Origin of the sequence: Pantoea sp. EKM101V (genome assembly GCF_011800325.1) — a bacterium.
Classification (GTDB): domain Bacteria; phylum Pseudomonadota; class Gammaproteobacteria; order Enterobacterales; family Enterobacteriaceae; genus Pantoea; species Pantoea anthophila.
Window position 1 is genome coordinate 268,460 of the sequence record NZ_JAALFP010000005.1, and the last position, 19,063, is coordinate 287,522.

Annotated in this window: 18 protein-coding genes; 6 read left to right on the top strand and 12 right to left on the bottom strand. The window is 56.9% G+C overall.

Annotated elements, in window-relative coordinates:
• Positions 1-7: 7 nt before the first annotated feature.
• The 3 genes from HFD92_RS10705 to HFD92_RS10715 form a co-directional block, all read right to left on the bottom strand.
• Complete coding sequence (locus tag HFD92_RS10705) at positions 8-553, bottom strand: YfaZ family outer membrane protein (RefSeq protein ID WP_009092582.1); 546 nt, start codon at positions 551-553, stop codon at positions 8-10.
• 136 nt (positions 554-689) lie between these two features.
• Positions 690-1,385 (bottom strand): LrgB family protein, encoded by a 696-nt coding sequence (locus tag HFD92_RS10710; protein WP_046101024.1) that lies wholly within the window; start codon positions 1,383-1,385, stop codon positions 690-692.
• Positions 1,378-1,803 (bottom strand): CidA/LrgA family protein, encoded by a 426-nt coding sequence (locus tag HFD92_RS10715; protein WP_046101023.1) that lies wholly within the window; start codon positions 1,801-1,803, stop codon positions 1,378-1,380. Before HFD92_RS10715 ends, HFD92_RS10710 begins: the two co-directional genes overlap by 8 nt.
• A 102-nt stretch (positions 1,804-1,905) precedes the next feature.
• On the opposite strand from HFD92_RS10715, the gene HFD92_RS10720 reads away from it, so the two are divergent.
• Positions 1,906-2,808 carry a LysR family transcriptional regulator gene (locus HFD92_RS10720; protein WP_009092585.1) on the top strand — a complete coding sequence of 301 codons (903 nt, stop codon included), beginning with the start codon at positions 1,906-1,908 and terminating at the stop codon, positions 2,806-2,808.
• A 42-nt stretch (positions 2,809-2,850) separates the two neighbouring features.
• On the opposite strand, the gene HFD92_RS10725 is transcribed toward HFD92_RS10720, so the two are convergent.
• The 4 genes from HFD92_RS10725 to soxR form a co-directional block, all read right to left on the bottom strand.
• On the bottom strand, positions 2,851-4,500 hold the full coding sequence (locus HFD92_RS10725; protein WP_009092586.1) for a Na+/H+ antiporter: 1,650 nt from the start codon (positions 4,498-4,500) through the stop codon (positions 2,851-2,853).
• 145 nt (positions 4,501-4,645) lie between these two features.
• A complete protein-coding gene (locus HFD92_RS10730; RefSeq protein WP_058957003.1) occupies positions 4,646-5,995 on the bottom strand; it encodes an NCS2 family permease in 1,350 nt (449 codons plus the stop codon).
• Positions 5,996-6,353: 358 nt separating this feature from the next.
• Positions 6,354-7,019, bottom strand: a complete 666-nt coding sequence (locus HFD92_RS10735; RefSeq protein ID WP_167428935.1) for a glutathione S-transferase family protein — start codon at positions 7,017-7,019, stop codon at positions 6,354-6,356.
• A gap of 39 nt (positions 7,020-7,058) precedes the next feature.
• Positions 7,059-7,544: a redox-sensitive transcriptional activator SoxR gene (soxR, locus tag HFD92_RS10740; protein ID WP_009092590.1), complete on the bottom strand. Its 486-nt coding sequence runs from the start codon at positions 7,542-7,544 to the stop codon at positions 7,059-7,061.
• A gap of 100 nt (positions 7,545-7,644) precedes the next feature.
• Here soxR and soxS point away from each other — a divergent pair, with 100 nt between their 5' ends.
• Positions 7,645-8,070, top strand: a complete 426-nt coding sequence (gene soxS, locus HFD92_RS10745; RefSeq protein ID WP_009092591.1) for a superoxide response transcriptional regulator SoxS — start codon at positions 7,645-7,647, stop codon at positions 8,068-8,070.
• Between the two features lie 254 nt (positions 8,071-8,324).
• On the top strand, positions 8,325-8,606 hold the full coding sequence (locus HFD92_RS10750) for a YjcB family protein (protein ID WP_009092592.1): 282 nt from the start codon (positions 8,325-8,327) through the stop codon (positions 8,604-8,606).
• Between the two features lie 72 nt (positions 8,607-8,678).
• Here HFD92_RS10750 and HFD92_RS10755 read toward each other — a convergent pair whose 3' ends face one another.
• Together HFD92_RS10755 and HFD92_RS10760 are read right to left on the bottom strand one after the other, a co-directional pair.
• Positions 8,679-9,629 (bottom strand): ATP-grasp fold amidoligase family protein, encoded by a 951-nt coding sequence (locus tag HFD92_RS10755; protein ID WP_033736441.1) that lies wholly within the window; start codon positions 9,627-9,629, stop codon positions 8,679-8,681.
• An 8-nt stretch (positions 9,630-9,637) separates the two neighbouring features.
• Positions 9,638-10,894: an oligosaccharide flippase family protein gene (locus HFD92_RS10760; protein WP_033736443.1), complete on the bottom strand. Its 1,257-nt coding sequence runs from the start codon at positions 10,892-10,894 to the stop codon at positions 9,638-9,640.
• A gap of 525 nt (positions 10,895-11,419) precedes the next feature.
• Between HFD92_RS10760 and HFD92_RS10765 the strand changes: the two genes are divergently transcribed.
• Positions 11,420-11,815, top strand: coding sequence for a transposase (locus HFD92_RS10765; RefSeq protein ID WP_009092595.1), 396 nt, complete (start codon positions 11,420-11,422; stop codon positions 11,813-11,815).
• 924 nt (positions 11,816-12,739) lie between these two features.
• Here HFD92_RS10765 and HFD92_RS10770 read toward each other — a convergent pair.
• The gene (locus HFD92_RS10770; protein ID WP_154928659.1) at positions 12,740-13,699 is read right to left on the bottom strand and encodes a DMT family transporter; all 960 of its coding nucleotides are present in this window, start codon (positions 13,697-13,699) and stop codon (positions 12,740-12,742) included.
• 76 nt (positions 13,700-13,775) lie between these two features.
• On the bottom strand, positions 13,776-14,603 hold the full coding sequence (locus tag HFD92_RS10775; protein ID WP_167428912.1) for an AraC family transcriptional regulator: 828 nt from the start codon (positions 14,601-14,603) through the stop codon (positions 13,776-13,778).
• Between the two features lie 122 nt (positions 14,604-14,725).
• Between HFD92_RS10775 and HFD92_RS10780 the strand changes: the two genes are divergently transcribed.
• Positions 14,726-15,247 carry an isochorismatase family protein gene (locus HFD92_RS10780; RefSeq protein WP_154928661.1) on the top strand — a complete coding sequence of 174 codons (522 nt, stop codon included), beginning with the start codon at positions 14,726-14,728 and terminating at the stop codon, positions 15,245-15,247.
• Positions 15,248-15,319: 72 nt separating this feature from the next.
• On the opposite strand, the gene ssb1 is transcribed toward HFD92_RS10780, so the two are convergent.
• A complete protein-coding gene (gene ssb1 / locus HFD92_RS10785) occupies positions 15,320-15,862 on the bottom strand; it encodes a single-stranded DNA-binding protein SSB1 (protein ID WP_009092599.1) in 543 nt (180 codons plus the stop codon).
• A 224-nt stretch (positions 15,863-16,086) separates the two neighbouring features.
• Between ssb1 and uvrA the strand changes: the two genes are divergently transcribed.
• The gene (gene uvrA, locus HFD92_RS10790; RefSeq protein ID WP_046101018.1) at positions 16,087-18,915 is read left to right on the top strand and encodes an excinuclease ABC subunit UvrA; all 2,829 of its coding nucleotides are present in this window, start codon (positions 16,087-16,089) and stop codon (positions 18,913-18,915) included.
• Positions 18,916-19,063 lie beyond the last annotated feature (148 nt).

A 19,063-nucleotide genomic window follows, 5' to 3' on the forward strand; every position in this document is an offset into this window, starting at 1 on the left:
TCGCGTATCAGAAACGCAGTGAAGCCCCGACATAAGGACCATCGACCAGCACGTTATCTTTACGTCCATCTTTGTTGTTCAGCTCGATGTACTGATAACCCACGCGCAGGTTAAGCAGTGAGACCGGCGTGAAGCTCAGGCCGCCCGCCGCTTCCTGGTAGCTGTCGAGCTGATCGGTGAAGGACTCCGGCGCATAGTAATATTCGCCATACAGGCCCCACATGCTGTTCAGGCTGTAGTGTGCGGCACCACCCAGCGCCACCGCAAATCCATCTTTTCCATCTTCAGGATGGGTGAAGATCGCTTTTGCGGTCGGCGCCAGACGCAGCGGCCCGAAATCGACGTTGTAACCCAGACCGGCACCGTAGGTGCTGCCGTCATGGTCGCTACGCAGCCAGTTACCCTTCAGAAACAGCCCCGGCGTGGTGGTGCCCAGACCCAGATTCAGGTTGGTGTTGTGTTCACTGACATCAACACTGCCTTCGATTGCCTGAGCGGCACCGCTCAGTAAAACCAGCCCGAGGGCGCTCCCGGTAACAAGTTGCTTAAACATGATTCCACTCCATGAAAGGACAATTAATTCGGCCGCAAGGTTAACAGCCTGAAAAACGGAGACAACATTATCCGGAAAACTTTACGTAAAAATACGTGTCGCGGTCAGGAGAGTCGCCTGCGCAGAGCAGTGTAGACTATATCGTCCACATCAGGTGTCCAATCAGCGGAGCCAGAACCACGGTCACCACGCCAGAAAGCATCATCACCAGGCTGGCGACAACGCCCTCCTGCTGCCCAAGCTGATAAGCACGTGCCGTTCCGGCGCCGTGCGATGCTGCGCCCAGTCCCGCGCCTTTCGCTACGCCCTGTTTAATGGCAATGCGCAGAAACAGGACGTCACCCACCGCCATGCCAAACACGCCGGTGATCACCACAAACAGCGCCACCAGATCGGGCTGTCCGCCAATCGGCCCCGCGGCGGCCAGCGCAAAGGGGGTGGTGATGGAGCGAACGGCAAGGCTGCGCTGAATCGACTCCGGTAACGTCAGCAACCGCGCCAGCCAGACGGAACTGCAGACGGCCACCAGCGTGGCGGTCACGACGCCCGCGCTCAGCGACAGCCAGTGACGCTTAATAATCGCCACGTTCTCATACACCGGCACGGCGAAGGCCAGCGTGGCGGGCCCCAGCAGCCACAGCAGCCAGTGGTTTTCAGCGATGTAATCCTGCCAGCTGATGTGCGTCAGCAGCAGCAGCGCCACCAGCACCAGCGGCGTCATGACCAGTGGCATCAGCAGCAGCGTCCGCCAGCGCCGGTAGAGCCGTTTATTCAGCGCATAGACCAGCAGGGTCACCGCCACACAGAGCAGGCTGAGCAGAATATCACGCATGGGGGCCCTGCTTACGCGCGGCGCGCGCGACTTCATACTGATAAAGCCGATCCACGACCCAGGCGGTGGAAGCCAGCACCAGCAGGGTACTGACGCCGATCACCACGCAGATGCGCCAGCCGTCGACCCGCAGCAGATCGCCATAGTTGACCACCGCAACCACGGCCGGAATGAAGAACAGCAGCATCTCGGCCAGCAGCCAGCGTGACCCCGCTTTCACCCAGTTGAGCGGCACGACGCGCGTCACGATCAATGCCAGCAGCAGTAGCATGCCGACGATGTTGGCAGGCAACGGCAGATGCAGCCACGTTACCAGCCGGTCGCAGGCGATAAACAGACCGATATAGAACCCCAGCTGCAGCGGCAGACTCAGCCATTGCGCTGCGCGGTGACTGCGTGGTGTGAGTGCTAACGCCATACCCTTCTCTCCCGATTAAATTCACAGCACCAGTATAAATCGGCGACAGAAGGTGAAAAAAATGAATTAAAATTATCGCAATCATGCCTGAAAGGAATAGTTATGGACGTCCGCGCCCTGCGTTACTTTACTGAAGTGGTTCGTCAGCAGAGCTTTACCCGAGCGGCACAGAAGCTGTTTGTGACGCAGCCGACCATCAGCAAAATGCTGCGCCAGCTGGAGGAGGAGCTGGGCTGTACGCTGCTTCTGCGTGATGGCCGTCGCCTGCATCTTACCGACAGCGGACAGGCGGTCTATCAGCGCGGGCTGGCGATCCTGCAGGAGTTTCATCAGCTGGAAGCGGAGATCGGTGACATCAACGAGCTGAAAACCGGTGAGCTGCGGCTCGGCATTCCACCGATGGTCGGGATGCAGATAGCCGGATCGATCTCCGCGTTTCGCCGCCGCTATCCGGGTGTGGCGCTGAAAATTTCGGAGTTTGGCGGGCTGACCGTCCAGCAGGCGGTACTGGCGGGCACTCTGGACATCGCCCTGACCGCCCTGCCGGTTGACGCCGGGCTGCCGCTGAACACCCTGCCCCTGATGCACCATCCGCTCTGCGTGCTGCTGCCCCGGCATCCGGCGTGGCTTGGCCGCCAGCAGATTGGACTGGCTGAACTGGCGCAGCATCCGCTGCTGATTTTCAACGAGGAGTTTTCACTGAACCGTCAGCTGATGCAGGCGTTTCAGCGGCTCAGTCTGACGCCGACGATAGCGGTGCGCAGCGGCCAGTGGGACTTTCTGGCGGCGATGGTGCAGGCGGAAATGGGGCTGGCGATTCTGCCGGAGCCGATCTGTCAGCGGCTGGATAAGCACTCTTTATTGTGGCTGCCGCTGGAGTCGGAGCTGAAATGGAGTCTGGGTCTGATCTGGCGGGAAGGCAGTTATCTGTCGCGCAGTGCGCAGGCGTGGATAGCGTGCTGTCGCGAGCACTGGCCGGATCAGCCGCCGCGTCTGTCGGTGTAGCAGGCGGGCGCGCCGCGTTATCGCAGACGCGCCCGTTGCGGATTACTCCTCTTTTTCGATCAGCAGCGCTTCCAGCAGGTCCAGGTCGTGCAGTAATTTCTGCATCGTCTCATTGGAGATCTGCTGAGTGGCGCGCAGATGATAGACCTCGGCGCGTTCAGCGCGCAGCCCGGTCAGGCGGAAGCGACGCTCCAGGTTTTCAGCGAACAGCGCATGTTCGAGGTCGTTCTTCCCTTCGGCGCGACGACGTAAGTTGCCGATCACCCGCAGGCTCACCTCTTTCAGCAGCTCCGGATCGATATTCTCTTCCGACTCCTTCTCCAGCCGCTCTTCCATTTTGTGCAGGCTCTCAATCGCGGCTCCGGCCATGACGGCACGGGCGTTCTGCAGTTCGCGGCGATGCGCACCCTTGTCGATGGTATCGATGCCGCGCAGCAGAATCGGCAGGATCACCACGCCCACCAGCAGCGAGAACAGAATCACCCCGGTCGCAATAAACACCAGCTCATAGCGCGCCGGGAAGGGCTCGCCATTGCTCAGGAACAGGGGAATAGAGAGCACACCCGCCAGGGTAATCGCACCGCGGACACCGGCAAAAGAGGCGATCAGCAGTTCGCGCAGCGAATAGTTGGAGAACTCCAGCGGCTTCTTCTTCAGCAGGCGTTTGCTGAAGCGCTGCATAATCCACAGCCAGCCGAAACGCACCAGCATTAGTGCCAGATAGACCAGCGCGATATCAGCGAACAGCATCCAGAGTTCGACGTTAGGATCGGCCTGCGCCTGGTCAACCGAGGTCTGCAGAATGTCCGGTAACTGCAGGCCAAGCATCAGGAAGACCATGCCGTTAAAGACAAACTCCAGCATCTGCCAGACGCTGTTGGCGCGCAGACGCATCGCCAGCGGAGCCTGACGGATAATGCCGGAGCGGGTGATGGTCATACCGGCCGCCACGGCCGCCAGGATGCCTGACACACCCAGATGTTCGGCAATCAGGTAAGAGGCGAACGGCAGCAGCAGCAGCAGAACGGTCTGGGTCGCCGGGTCGTCACCGCTCCAGCGGCTGAGCAGGCGCAGCGATTTCCCGTAGAGCCAGCAGACCGCCACACCCGCCACCAGACCACCGACGGCGACTTTCAGGAATTCGATGCTCGCGCCGCCCCAGGTAAAGACCATAGTGCCCATGGCGACAGCCACGGCAAACTTCAGCGACACCAGGCCCGACGCGTCGTTCATCAGTGCTTCACCCTGCACGATCGACATAATTTTTTTGGGAATGCGGCCTTCGCCGACGATGCCGGAGAGCGCCACGGCGTCGGTGGGCGACAGCACCGCCGCCAGCGCAAAAGCGGGGATCAGCGGAATACCTGGCACCATCCAGTAGATGAGATAGCCGATACCAATTACGGTAATCAGCACCAGCGCCAGCGCTAAGCCAATAATTTCACGACCGTGATGCAGGAACTCACTGATCGGCGTCTTCCAGCCATCCGCGAACAGCAGCGGCGGGATGAACAGCACCAGAAACAGTTCCGGGTCAAAGTCGACATGCAGACCAAACGTCGGCCAGGCCAGCAGCGCACCTGCGGCGATCTGGACAAGGGGTAACGGGATCTGAAAAGGGAGAATGCGGGCCGCGACGCCGGAGAGCGACACGACCAGCGTCATGATGAGAATAGTAAAAAAGATTTCCATGCTTTCCTTAGGCGTCGTTTCTTTCAGTCATTGGTTAAGCGATAAAGTGTAAAACAAACGGCGATGAAGGGTGTCAGCTACGCGTGCGACGAGGAGGAAAAAAGTGAAAAATTCCGGACGCGTTGTTACACGTCCGGTTCAGCAGTCAGATCGCCCAGCCTCCGGCATAAAACGCCACCAGCGCAACGGCAATCACGACGGTGCCGACGTTGAGCCTGCGCCACTCGCCCGCGAAGAGACGGCCCACTACCAGGCTGGCAAACCCAATCATGATGCCGGTCACGATGTTGCAGGTGAGCACGATGATCACCGCCGTTAACAGACCCGACATCGCATCGACAAAATCAGCGAAGTCGATTTTTGCCACGTTGCTCAGCATCAGCAGACCCACATACATCAGGGCAGGTGCCGTGGCGTATGCCGGTACCAGGTAAGCCAGCGGCGACATAAACAGAATGGCCAGGAACAGCAGGCCGACCACAATGGCGGTCAGACCCGTTTTACCGCCCGCCGCCGTTCCCGCCGCCGACTCGATATAGACTGCCGCCGGCGACGCGCCGACCAGACCGGCGAACAGGCTACTGACAGAGTCCGAGGTCAGGGCACGGCCGCCATTGATGATCTGCCCCTGCTTATCCAGCAGATTGGCTTGCCCGGCCACGGCGCGAATGGTGCCGGTGGCATCAAAGACCGCCGTCATGACCAGTGCCAGCACGCTCGGCAGCACCACCGGCTGCAGGGCACCCATGATATCGAGGCTGAACAGCAGCGACTGTCCCTGCGCATCACGCAGGTCAGGCAGCGCAAACAGCCCGTGATACGTCACCGCCGGGTCAAAGATCAGGCCCAGCAGTGAAATAGCGATAATCGTCAGCAGGATGCCGCCCGGCACCCGGCGCTTCTCCAGCCCGATAATCGCCGCCAGACCCAGCAGCGTCATCATCACCGGAAAGGTGGTGAAGTGGCCCAGGGCGACCGGCAGGCCGGGAGCCGGATTTTTAACGACCAGGCCCACGCCATCCGCCGCAATCAGCAGCAGAAACAGACCAATTCCGACGCCGGTGCCGTGCGCCACCCCCATCGGCAGGTTGCGCAGGATCCACGCACGGATACCGGTGACGGAGATCAGCGTAAAGAGCAGGCCCATCAGGAACACCGCACCCAGCGCGACCGGCACGCTGATGTGCTGACCCAGCACCAGGCTGAATGCGGTAAAGGCGGTTAACGAGATCGCGCAGCCAATCGCCATCGGCAGATTGGCCCATAAGCCCATCAGGATAGAACCAAAGCTGGCGACCAGACAGGTGGCGACAAAGACGGCCGTCGGGGAGAAACCGGCTTTGCCCAGCATCCCCGGCACGACGATTACGGAGTAAACCATCGCCAGAAAGGTGGTGAGTCCGGCCAGAATTTCCTGACGCACGCTGCTGCCTCGCGCCGAGATCGAGAACCAGGCGTCCAGTTTTCCACTGGCCGGGCGTGATTCAGTTGACATAATTGAGCCTCAAAAATTTTTGTTGTGTGGATCGCTCTGCGGCCATCGCTGTCCCTGGAATAAGCGGGTAGACGGTAACCCTGACCGGACGGACCCGGCAGGCAAACGTTTACCTTGCCGCAGAGTGTGGGTCGCTCAAGGCGGCCGGATAAAAAGGCAGGCGATTATCCGGCGTTTGGCGGCACAGTTTCAACTGTCAGAGGGAGATTGTTCAGCATAAAGATCCGCGGTTCGCGGCGAAAAAGCGTGCAGCCGGGATCAGTGCAACGCGCTGACGCATTGAAGTTAAAGCGGTTTCTGGCGGACATGGCACCGGCATAGCTGTGAAGAGAGACGGCTCGCCGGGCGAAAAAGAGGATCAGCCTGGCAGCGAAAGCTCGCCGCCCTGAGCGATCGCGCGCTGCCAGGCGGCGCGCTGCTGCACGGTCTCTAACCATTTCCGGGTGGCGGGCATCTGATCCAGCCCGGCGCGCTGCGCCAGTGCCAGCAGCGGAAAGCTCATCTGGACATCGGCTATGGAGAAGCGCTCACCGGCAAACCAGGGGTTAGCTGCCAGATGCTGTTCAATCATCTTCATGTGCGGCTTTAGCTGTTTATCCAGATACGCCTTCTGCACCCCTTTCCCGAATGCCGCCCCGACCGGACGCAGCAGCCACGGCACCGGGGCTTTGCCCATCTGCCCGAAGATCAGCTTCATCACCAGCAGCGGCATCAGCGATCCCTCGGCATAGTGCAGCCAGTAGCGGCACTGCAGACGTGACGCCTCATCACTGATTTTCAGCCGGAAGGTGTGATCGTAGTTCTCTTCCAGGTATTCCAGGATGGCTCCCGACTCGGCCACAACCCGGTTGCCGTCGGTAATCACCGGCGATTTCCCCAGCGGATGCACCTTTTTCAGCGCCTCCGGGGCCAGCATCGTCGGTTCGCGTTGATAGCGTTTAATCTGGTACGGCACTTCCAGCTCTTCCAGCAGCCACAATACGCGTTGCGAGCGCGATTGCTCAAGATGGTGAACGGTGATCATCATGATTCCCTGTGTTTTGACCTCTCTTCAGTATAGACGTCACTCCACATCCGGATGTTTATCATCCTGTTCCGGGTCCAGCAGCACCGCACCCGACCCCTGCTCGCCCAGCCGGTCTCCGGGATTACGCAGCGGGCAGTCGCGCATCGACAGGCAGCCGCAGCCGATACATCCATCCAGATCGTTGCGCAGGCGGGTCAGGGTTTCGATGCGCTTATCCAGCTCTTCGCGCCAGTGCCGGGTCAGCGCATCCCATTCCGGTGTCGACATCCGTTTGTCAGCCGGGATGTGATCGAGACTGTCGCTGACCGTCGCCAGCGGAATACCGATGCGCTGAGCAATCTTGATAATCGCCACGCGTCGCAGCACGTCACGACTGTATCGCCGCTGATTGCCGCTGTTACGGGTGCTGAAAATCAGCCCTTTGCTTTCATAAAAGTGCAGTGCCGACACCGCCACACCACTACGGCGCGCCACCTCACCCGGTGTTAACACCGGTTTGGGATAGTTGCGTTCTTTTTTCATCAGGCCCTTTACCTCAAGTTAACTTGAGGAATTATACTCCTTCTCTATCAAAACGACGAAACTCCCTATATCACTTATTAAGCACCAGAAGGATGAGGCCATGATGCAAGAAGAGATCATTCATTCCCTGACGCACTGGATTGACCAGAACCTCGACAAGAGTCTGTCGATCGATGAAGTTGCCGCTAAATCGGGTTATTCAAAATGGCACCTGCAGCGTATGTTCCGTACCGTGACGAAACAGACGCTGGGTGGCTATATTCGTGAGCGTCGCCTGACCCTGGCAGCAGAAGCGCTGTCGCAGACACAGCGCCCGGTTTTTGATATCGCAATGCAATATGGCTACGACTCGCAGCAGACCTTCTCCCGCGTGTTTCGCCGCCAGTTTTCGCAGACGCCAACCGCCTACCGGCATACCATGCGACGTCAGGCGATTCAGCGCCCTCGCCTGCTGAGCTTTGGCTGCAACGACGGCATTGGCAGCTATACCCAGCGCACCACCGGTGAGTGCTGTCCGGTTCGCTGACCGGCAGATGCGCCTGCAACAGGCGCATCTGACTGAATTTCCCGCATTTCCTCCCCTGCCGTTCATTTTTCCCCCGCTCCAGCTGCCATACCAGAGTCAAATTTTGTTCAAAATTTAAAATCGGGTGATATAATGTGACCCAAGTCACACTTTGAACCTGGTTTGACGGCGAAAAAGCCCCTCCTGACACGCTTTTCTGCCGCCGGTGATGTCCGCGAATTGTCAGGAATCCTTACTGATATTGAGGTCCACCGATGGCCACGTTAACCGCCAGTTTTCTTGTTATGCGCTGGGAGTTGCTGAGCGCAGTTCTGATGTTTTTTGCCAGTACCCTGAAAACCCGACTGCGTCAGGATAGCCGTCATGTGATGGCATTTATGTGTGGCGGGATTGGTTTAGGTGTGACCTGCTGGTTTGTGACGGGGCTGATGGGCATTACCCTGAGCATGGAAAACGTGCATAACTTCCTGGAAATCTCAAAGCATGCGTTTATCGATGTGATGAGCCAGGCCCCTGCTGACTGGCCGATGCCCTGATCGATCGCGATAATCCCCAATCGACAGGCATAAAAAACCCCGCTGCGCGGGGTTTTTTATATTGCTGTGTGTTTAAATTTTCTTCAACATGGCAGGGATATTCACATCCTGCACTGTCACGCCCGGGCTCTGCGTTCCGCGGCGGTCCTGAATCCACATATCTCCCATCATCTGATTTAAACCGCGATCCAGTCCGGTGACCAGTCCTGCACCCGGGGTGAAGGTCAGCTCGCCAAAGTAGATCCGCTCGTCATGGATATACCAGTCCACGCGCACATAGTCGAAATCACTGGCCAGCTTCTTGCTCAGTTCGAGCGCATGTTCCAGTGACGGCATGATCGGTGAGACATCCAGCCCGGTGTCACGAATCTTGTGATACGCCTCCTGGAGGTTGTTCACGTAGAAATTCATCGACAGCAGCGGCTGGCAGCGGTTGTAGATCACCTGCAGCACATATTCAAACCGACCATCGCGCTTGTTGAACATATGGAACTTGTAATCGATCGGCGCGCTTTTGCCATCACCAATGTACTTCTCCACCAGAATACGTGGCTTGATGTAGCGATAGTGAATCTCACGCGCTTCGTTGGCGAAGTCGGTCTTCAGCCAGCGATAGCAGTCATGAATGATCTGCTGCTTGCGCAGGGCATCCGGCTCTTCCAGCAGGATCTCTACCATGTTGGAGGCGTGGTTCGGTTTAATCACCGTCCCCTTCCAGCAGGGTAAGCTGTTCAGCGTGGTCGGGTCAGTGGTTTCGTGTACCAGCGGGATCAGGTACTCATCACCGATTTTCTCAGCAATGAATTCGCGCACCGAGTACTTATCTGACAGGCGACCGTAGTTCTGGTAATCGCCGAAGATAAACTTACGGTACAGCACCTTCTCGTTGAACACTTTTGGCTGACGCAGATTGGGCAGTTTTCTGAACTTGTGGAAGTAGTAGATGCGATCCTGATAAGCCCAGGGCATCTTCTTAATAAAATACTGCACACTTCTTCTGAGTTCTTCTTTCAACTTGAGCATATCTGACCTCATTTGTAGGTTTTGTAGTTGAGTGAGGAAACCTGAATCTTTTGAATGACGCCGTTTTTAAAGAAGTAATTCATTACGGTCAGGGACAAAAGTTCTGAAAGGAAAACGCTCCACGCGGCCCCCATGATGCCGTGACCCTGGATCAACCACCAAGAGAGCGGCAAACTGATGACCATCAGACAGACGATTTTCCTCAGCAGGTAATTGAATCCTCCCTCTTTAACCATGTAGCGATAGGCTACGGTCCCCATTGCCGAAAAGCTGGTGGCTATCGACAGCAACGTAATGAGACTTCCTGACTGTGTGTATTCCGGCCCGTACAACGCGATGATGATCCGCTCGCCGAAGAGCGAGATGATCAGCAGCATCAGCAGTGAAACCGCCATAACATAGCCATTGAGCCGGGCGGCAAGCTTAATGGCGACCTCGCCGCGCTCCCTGAAAATTTCAGTGAAGCAGGAGGTGATGAGCGCCACCGGGATAAAAATCCAGGAGGCGGAAATGGTATTCGCCGCTGCAAACAGGCCGAGGTCGCGCGCCGGCGCGGTGCCTGCCAGAAACATCTGCGCCGCTTTCACCTGCACAGAGATGAAGATGCTGGAGATGGCCAGTGGCAGACCGGCATACATCAGATAACGCACATAGGTGGTACGCTTTTCGCGCGGCGGCATCTGGTCCTGATGATCCTGATAGAAGTTGTGACGCTTAATCAGGTAAGGCACCAGGGTCACCGACACAATGGAGAGCGTCAGCCAGAGCGGATTGAGGCGCAGCCAGGCGATGGTAAAGCTGATGCCAAAACTCAGCAGCATGCCTGTCGCATTGGCAACGGTATTCAGGCGCGAGGCCAGCCGCGCATTGTTGTAGACGCTGAACGTGTCCTGGGTGACAAAAACGGACGCCACAAATGAGGCCAGTGCAAATGCCAGAAAATTTTCCTGCATGTTGTACCAGACCCAGATTAAGACTGGCACCGAAGTGACCAGTAACAACACCATCCGCAGCGTCCGGGCGATGCTCATCAGACGCAGGCCTTTTGAGGCATTTTTGCTGACACGCTTAAACAGAATGGTTTCGGTGCCAAAGATGGCAACGGTTTGCACCATTGCAAATAGTGAGGTTGAAAACGCCATCTGGCCAAACACCGTTGGGCCAAAGGATTTTGCCACGTAAGACGTCACAAAAATGACGCCAAATACGGAGATGATCTTTTCAGACATCATCCAGGCGGCATTAGACATTACGCTCAATTTCATCGACTCTTCCTTAGTATTACTCAACTACAACCGCTTCGGTACAACATCCCTGTAACGAATTAATAAGCGCGCAGTAGGCCTGGCGAAAATGTAAGACTTCAGACCAGGCTGGTCCGAAAATTGAGAAGTTGATCATAATCCGGAGAGTGAATTCAGGATAATTCTTATTATATCTGGCGCGAATCACTTCAAATGGAAACGATTTCAGGCTGAAAATAACCCAACCTTAAACGGCCATAACCCCCCTATTATTCGGGTCGGTCAGGCTAAATATCCGGTTTACGTTTAATTTTTCCGTATTCGGGATGCGATGAATTTATAACAAAAATCCGCCTCCAGGAAGGCGCGGCCTGCGGATAAGAATAAAATAAGATTTATCCCATGATGATATTTATTCTAAATATCTTAATTTAGGCTTCGCTATTCCATTGGCGCACTTTAATACTGCATTAATAGAATCTAACAGTGCCAGAAATTATTAAAGTCATTCTCATCCATTAATCGATAAGAAAGGTAAGAGCATTTATGAGAAAGTCACGATACAGCGAAGATCAAATCACAAATGCCATTAAAGCTTCTGAATCGGGCGTGAAAGTCAGAGAGATTTGTGAAGAGTTAGGCATCTCTGAAGCCACGTTCTACAGCTGGAAGAAGAAGTTTTCTGGGTTGTCTTCGGAAGAAGGCAGAAAAATCAAGGAGCTGGAAGAAAAACTGCAGAATGCGACGCGCGAGCTGCAGACCCTCAACTCGGATAAAGAGATGCTGCAGAGCGTGCTTAAGCACTTCTTTACCACGAATGAAAAGCGTCAGGCTGTAGACTTCCTGCAGACCACGTTTGACATCGGCACCCGCCGCAGCTGCCGCCTGCTGGATATCAGCCGCAGCGTTTACCATTATCCGTCAGGCACGGAGAACCGATAACCCCCATGCTACCGCGCTTACCAGACTTAACGCTGAGATTTGTTCTTACCAGAAGAGATGAAGATCATTTAACAGGACAATTGCGGCACCCCTTTCCGCTCCATTTATAACTAATGAATGGCTTCACGGCTAAGCTTCTTTTTTTGCGGTAAAATTGATTCACAACAGCAAAAGTCTCGCATTCTACGCCGATTTTTCCCCTCCCAATCTCGTTTTAGCGGGATTGGGCCTCCTCTTTTTTTGTTAAGTGCTGCTAAACCCCACTACCAAAGCGTCTGGATAACATTAAGACGCTTTAAACTTAGAACGAAAAATAATCACACTTCTTTTAAGTTAATCCTGGCCCTAACCCAAACTTTTTGCGGTTACGCTTTAATTCCTTTGCGTGCCTTTTCCGCAATAGTTTCTCCAGGATTAATCCGGCATAAATAGTTTATTGCTCCTTATCACTAACGTTATGTGGCTATCTTTTCACTCTCTTCATTGCGCATCATTGATGCCACAGATTAATCTTTAATTAAAAACGCAGCGGCGGAATTTTCTTACTCATTGAATGTGGAATGAAGTTAATAGTGGTTTTTAGCGGGCATAACTCAGGGTCACAATCCAATAAAATGCGGCGGAGAAAAGCGTAACGTCCATAATGCTGCGCTTTTTTTCCTGATTTATGGGCGCTATCTGTGCAGGAAATTGCATCCCGGCGGTAAACGATCCGCCTTCAGCGGGTGAAAAGTGCCGTTTTTTTGCTGACCGGGGGTGGATGGCAGGGGTTAACACGACGAGATTTTCCCCCTTCGCATCGCATGAAATCGATTTCGCGGCAAAAATCTGTCGGACAGAGTACAAATCGGGATAGGGTTTTGTCTTAAAAAGCCGGGCAAAGCGGGCTTCGCACGGCCAGTTTATTCCAGAGATCGGTGTGGGTTATCCGCTGAGGGCAACCACCCGCGGCTGCGGTTTGATACGCATTGCCCACAGCACGCCAGCCATCAGACAGGCAATGCCGATAACGGTGAGCAGAGGTGGCCAGCGTTGATGCCAGAGAAAAGTCCATAACAGACCGAACAGGATCTCAAAAACAATCAGCGGCCCCATCAGTACCGTGGGCAGACGCTGGCTGGCTGCGTTCCAGCACAGGCTGCCGAGCCAGGAGCAGAGCAGGCCAATCGCCAGCATCAGAGAGATAAAGAGTGACGGATGTGGCCCGAACGGCAGCGGGAAATCAGGCTGTTGCCAGGCGATCTGAACGCTGACCAGCGCATACAGGGTCAACGCCATCGGCAGCGTCACCAGCCCCTGCGCCGTCGCCCAGGTCGAGGGTCGCAGTGCGGGATGAGTGCGCAGCCAGCGGGCATTGCGCAGCGGATACCAGGTCCAGCAGACCACCGCCAGCAGTGCCAGCACGATGCCGGTCAGGTAACGACTAAGATCCAGCGTTGCGCCCTGGCTCCGCAACTCCGCCGCATTGACGCAGAGCAACCCGGCCGCCATCATCACCAGCGCCGGAAAGAGCCGCCGCCAGGGCAGACGTCCTTCAAGATGGCCGTAACAGAGATTGGCGGTAACGGCGATCACCACCGGCAGTGTGCCGATAATCATGGTGGAGACCGGCGCGCCGGTGCGCTGAATAGCATTGGCCAGAAACGCATAATAGAAGAGGTTACCCACCAGCGAGAGTTTCACTGCCTCGCGCCAGTCGGCCCGCCCCAGCTGGCGCAGTCGGCGGCGATCGTGCCAGGCCAGCGGCAGCGCAATCAGCCCGAACGCCACATAACGTCCCGCCGACTGCAGTGCACCAGGATAGTCAGGCACCAGCAGCGGCCCGACAAAGATCAGCCCCCACATCAGCCCCGCGGTAACGGCAAACATAACACCAGCAAACATGACTTTTTCCCGTATAGCTTTTTTTCACAGTGTGGCGGGAGTGAAGGAGGAAGGCTTGTAGCAGATTGCGGTTGTGTCAGGGCTGGCGCACCTGTTTCTGATAGCGGCCAGGCGTAATGCCATAGCGGTTAGCAAAGGCGCGGGTCAGATGAGCCTGATCGGTTAACCCGACGGCCGCTGCGACACTGGCAGCGGCTTCGCCCTGTGCCAGTCGCTGTTTGGCATCATAGAGGCGGAAAGCCATCAGCATCTGATGCGGCGTGACGTGATAGTGCTGGCGGAAAGCGCGTAAAAAGTGCCACGGCGACAGCGAGGCCAGCGCCGCCAGCTCCTCCAGCCGCACCGGTTCCGCCAGATTTGCCCGCAGAAAATCACGCACCTGATCAAAGCGATGCCCTCCCTCGGGCCTGCCTGGTGACGACATCCGCGCCAGCGGGCGAATCTGCAACAGCAGTTCGGAAAGCAGACTCTGGTGCGCCAGTCCGGACTCCGCCTGCCAGAGTGCGGCCAGCGTGCGGGAGAGCGGCTGCGCGATGCGCGGATCGGTCAGCAGCGCCTCGTTAAACCACCAGCCGCGATCGCCGGTCAGTTCATCCATCAGCTGCGGCTGAATGTAGATCATCTGATAGCGCCAGCCCTCATCACAGGCTGACTCACCGGTATGCAGCTCATCCGGATTCATGGTCACCAGCGAGTTCACCGGCGCGGTATATTCGGTGCCGCGGTAGCGAAAACGCTGCGCACCCGCCTCAATCGTGCCAATGCCAAAGGCTTCATGGGTATGGGGTTCAAAAGCGTAGCGGGAGATGTGAGCCTGATAGAGTTCCACACCGGGCAACGCGGCCGGTTGCTGAAACTGTGCGCGGTCTTTTTCACAGGGAAAAACAGCCGGAACACCTTCCACTTCTCTCTCCTTATTTATCCGATGTCGGATTAGCATGCCTGCGACCGGGGGGAAAATGCAAAAGATTGCTATCCGCCGCGCCGCAGGTAACACTGTTTTTTTCTCATTCTGAGGGAGTCAGCATGGCACAGCGAGTCGTCATCGTCATTGATATGCAGAACGGCGTGTTCAGCACACCACGTTTCGATAAAGCAGGCCGGGTTGACCGGATCAACCGGCTGACCGGGCGTGCCGATATCGTCCTCTTTATTCAGCATCGTGAAGGCACGATGTGCGAGGGCAACCCCAGCTTTGATCTGCTGCCGGAACTGGTTCAGCCTGCGGGCGCGCATTACGTGACGAAAACGGCCTGCGACAGCTTCTGGCAGACAGAGCTGGCCGCGCTGTTAAAGCGTCTGGAGGTGGAGGCGTTTGTGGTGTGCGGCTGTGCGACCGACTACTGTCTGGATACCACGATTAAAACAGGGGCCAGTGCGGGCTATGCGATAACCGTGGCGGCGGATGCGCACACCACCGCCGATCGCCGCTGGGTCGGGGCCGAAGCGCTGATTAATCAGCACAACGAGGTGTGGGCCTCGCTGCTGATCCCTGGCAACGTGCCGCGCGTGCTGAGCACGGATGCCGTGCTGGCGGAATGGTCATAGCCCCGGCCGGCCGGAACCGCGCATAAAAAAAGCCCGCATAGCGGGCTTTTTAAACGCGTCAGGCCAGATGAATCAGAACGGAATATCGTCGTCAAAATCCATTGGCGGTTCGTTGTTGTTGCTGGCAGGCGCACTCTGCGGCTGCTGCGGACGGGACTGCGCGCCGCCGCTGAACTGATTGTTGTTGCCCTGCGGCTGCTGCGGCTGGCCCCAGCCATTGTTGTTGCCACCACCCTGCGCGCCTGCACCGGCATTACCGCCCTGCTGACGGCCGCCCAGCATCTGCATGGTGCCGCCGACGTTAACCACGACTTCGGTGGTGTAACGTTCCTGGCCACCCTGATCCTGCCATTTACGGGTGCGCAGCTGACCTTCGATGTAAACCTGAGAGCCTTTACGCAGATATTCACCCGCGACTTCAGCCAGTTTGCCAAACAGCACCACACGGTGCCACTCGGTGATCTCTTTGTTTTCACCGGTCTGCTTATCACGCCAGCTCTCCGACGTAGCCAGCGTAATGTTGGCAACAGCGCCACCATTTGGCATATAACGTACTTCCGGATCCTGACCCAGATTCCCGACAAGAATCACTTTGTTAACGCCACGACTGGCCATGTTGCTGTCTCCCGATGAGTTAATGCATTCAGTCTAATCCATCAATTCTAACACGTCCTGCTCACTGTTTCCCACTTTCGAGCCGCGTTCCGGTTTTAATCCTTCGCACGTCCGGACCACAGAGTACTGGATATTTATTCAGTCTATTTTTTGTGCCATAATGACACGTTTATTCTGGCCGTGTCGGCAAGGCGCGGTGAGTGCTGCTAATCCGGGAAAGGTGAATGGATAAGATCGAAGTTCGTGGTGCCCGCACCCATAATTTGAAAAACATTAACCTGACCATCCCACGCGACAAACTCATTGTGGTGACCGGCCTGTCAGGCTCCGGTAAATCCTCACTGGCGTTTGATACGCTGTATGCGGAAGGTCAGCGCCGCTATGTGGAGTCGCTCTCTGCGTATGCGCGCCAGTTTCTTTCGTTAATGGAGAAGCCGGACGTCGATCATATCGAAGGTCTGTCGCCCGCCATCTCTATTGAACAGAAATCCACCTCGCATAACCCGCGCTCGACGGTGGGAACCATCACCGAGATCCACGACTACCTGCGTCTGCTGTTTGCCCGCGTGGGCGAACCGCGCTGCCCGGACCACAACGTACCGCTGGCGGCGCAGACCGTGAGCCAGATGGTCGATCAGGTTCTGGCTCAGCCGGAAGGCCGCCGTCTGATGCTGCTGGCACCGGTGGTGAAAGATCGCAAGGGTGAGCACACCAAAACGCTGGAAAATCTGGCGACGCAGGGCTACATCCGTGCGCGTATCGACGGCGAAGTGTGCGACCTGTCTGACCCGCCGAAACTGGAGCTGCAGAAAAAACACACCATCGAAGTGGTGATTGACCGCTTTAAAGTGCGTGACGATCTGGCGACGCGCCTGGCCGAGTCCTTTGAGACAACCCTGGAGCTCTCAGGCGGCACGGCGATCGTGGCGGACATGGATGACAGCGAGGCCGAAGAGCTGCTCTTCTCCGCGAACTTCGCCTGCCCGATTTGTGGTTACAGCATGAGTGAGCTGGAGCCGCGCCTGTTCTCGTTTAATAACCCGGCAGGCGCCTGTCCGACCTGCGATGGCTTGGGCGTACAGCAATATTTCGATCCGGACCGCGTGGTGCAGAACCCTGAGCTCTCTCTGGCCGGTGGCGCAATCCGTGGCTGGGACCGCCGCAACTTTTACTATTTCCAGATGCTGCGTTCGCTGGCGGATCACCTCAGTTTTGATATTGAAGCGCCGTTCGGCAGCCTGCCCGACAACGTGCAGAAAGTGATCCTGTACGGCTCTGGCAAAGAGAGCATCGAATTTAAGTACATCAACGACCGTGGCGACACCTCGGTTCGCCGTCATCCGTTTGAAGGCGTGCTCAACAACATGGAGCGCCGCTACAAAGAGACCGAATCCTCAGCGGTGCGCGAAGAGCTGGCGAAGTTCATCAGCAACCGCGCCTGTGCGAGCTGTGAAGGCACCCGTCTGCGTCGCGAAGCGCGCCATGTCTTTGTCGAAGATACCACGCTGCCGACCATCTCTGAGATGAGCATCGGTCACGCGATGTCCTTCTTTGAAAATCTGAAGCTCAGCGGCCAGCGTGCGCAGATCGCCGAAAAGGTGCTGAAAGAGATTAGCGATCGCCTGAGCTTCCTTGTGAACGTCGGCCTGAACTACCTGTCGATGTCGCGCTCCGCTGAAACCCTTTCCGGTGGTGAGGCGCAGCGTATCCGTCTGGCGAGCCAGATCGGTGCCGGTCTGGTGGGCGTCATGTATGTGCTGGACGAACCGTCAATCGGCCTGCATCAGCGCGATAACGAGCGTCTGCTCGGCACCCTGATTCACCTGCGCGATCTCGGTAACACCGTGATTGTGGTTGAGCACGATGAAGATGCGATTCGTGCCGCCGACCACGTGATCGACATTGGTCCGGGTGCAGGCGTGCATGGCGGCCAGGTGGTGGCAGAAGGCACCGTGGATGAGATCATGGCGCAGGAAGCGTCCCTGACGGGCCAGTTCCTGAGCGGCAAGCGTGAAATCGCCGTGCCGGAGGCGCGGGTGAAGGGCGATCCGTCGAAGGTGCTGAAGATTACCGGCGCGCGCGGCAATAACCTCAAGGATGTCACGCTGACGCTGCCGGTGGGTCTGTTCACCTGCATTACCGGTGTCTCCGGCTCCGGTAAGTCGACCCTGATTAACGATACGCTGTTCCCGATTGCGCAGCGGGCGCTGAACGGTGCCACCATCGCAGAGCCAGCCCCTTACCGCGACGTGGCGGGACTGGAGCACTTCGACAAAGTCATCGACATTGACCAGAGCCCGATTGGCCGCACGCCGCGCTCCAACCCGGCGACCTACACCGGCATCTTCACCCCGGTGCGTGAACTCTTTGCTGGCGTGCCGGAAGCGCGGTCACGCGGTTACACGCCGGGTCGTTTCAGCTTTAACGTGCGCGGCGGACGCTGTGAAGCCTGTCAGGGCGATGGCGTGCTGAAAGTCGAAATGCACTTCCTGCCGGACATCTATGTGCCGTGCGATCAGTGCAAAGGCAAACGCTATAACCGTGAAACGCTGGAAGTGAAATACAAAGGCAAGAGCATTCACGAAGTGCTGGAGATGACCATCGAAGAAGCGCGTGAGTTTTTTGATGCGGTTCCGGCGCTGGCGCGTAAGTTGCAGACGCTGATGGATGTGGGTCTCTCCTACATTCGTCTCGGCCAGTCCGCCACCACCCTCTCCGGTGGTGAAGCTCAGCGCGTGAAGCTGGCGCGTGAACTGTCGAAGCGTGGTACCGGTCAGACGCTCTACATTCTTGATGAGCCGACCACCGGCCTGCACTTTGCCGATATTCAGCAGCTGCTGGAAGTCCTGCATCAGCTGCGCGATCAGGGCAACACCATCGTGGTGATTGAGCACAACCTCGACGTGGTGAAAACCGCTGACTGGATTGTCGACCTTGGCCCGGAAGGCGGCAGCGGCGGCGGCGAAATCCTGATTGCCGGCACGCCAGAGACCGTGGCGGAGTGTGAGAAATCGCATACCGCGCGCTTCCTGAAGCCCCTGTTACAGAAGTAATGATGCCAGGCCCGCCCCGTGCGGGCCTGCTTATTTCTGCTGCCGGTTCAGCCAGAAAAATGCAGAATCAGGCAAGATTCAGACATGTATAGGCATATACGCTTTTCCCCACGCTGACTATCCTTAAGCGGTTCCTCTTTGGCACGCC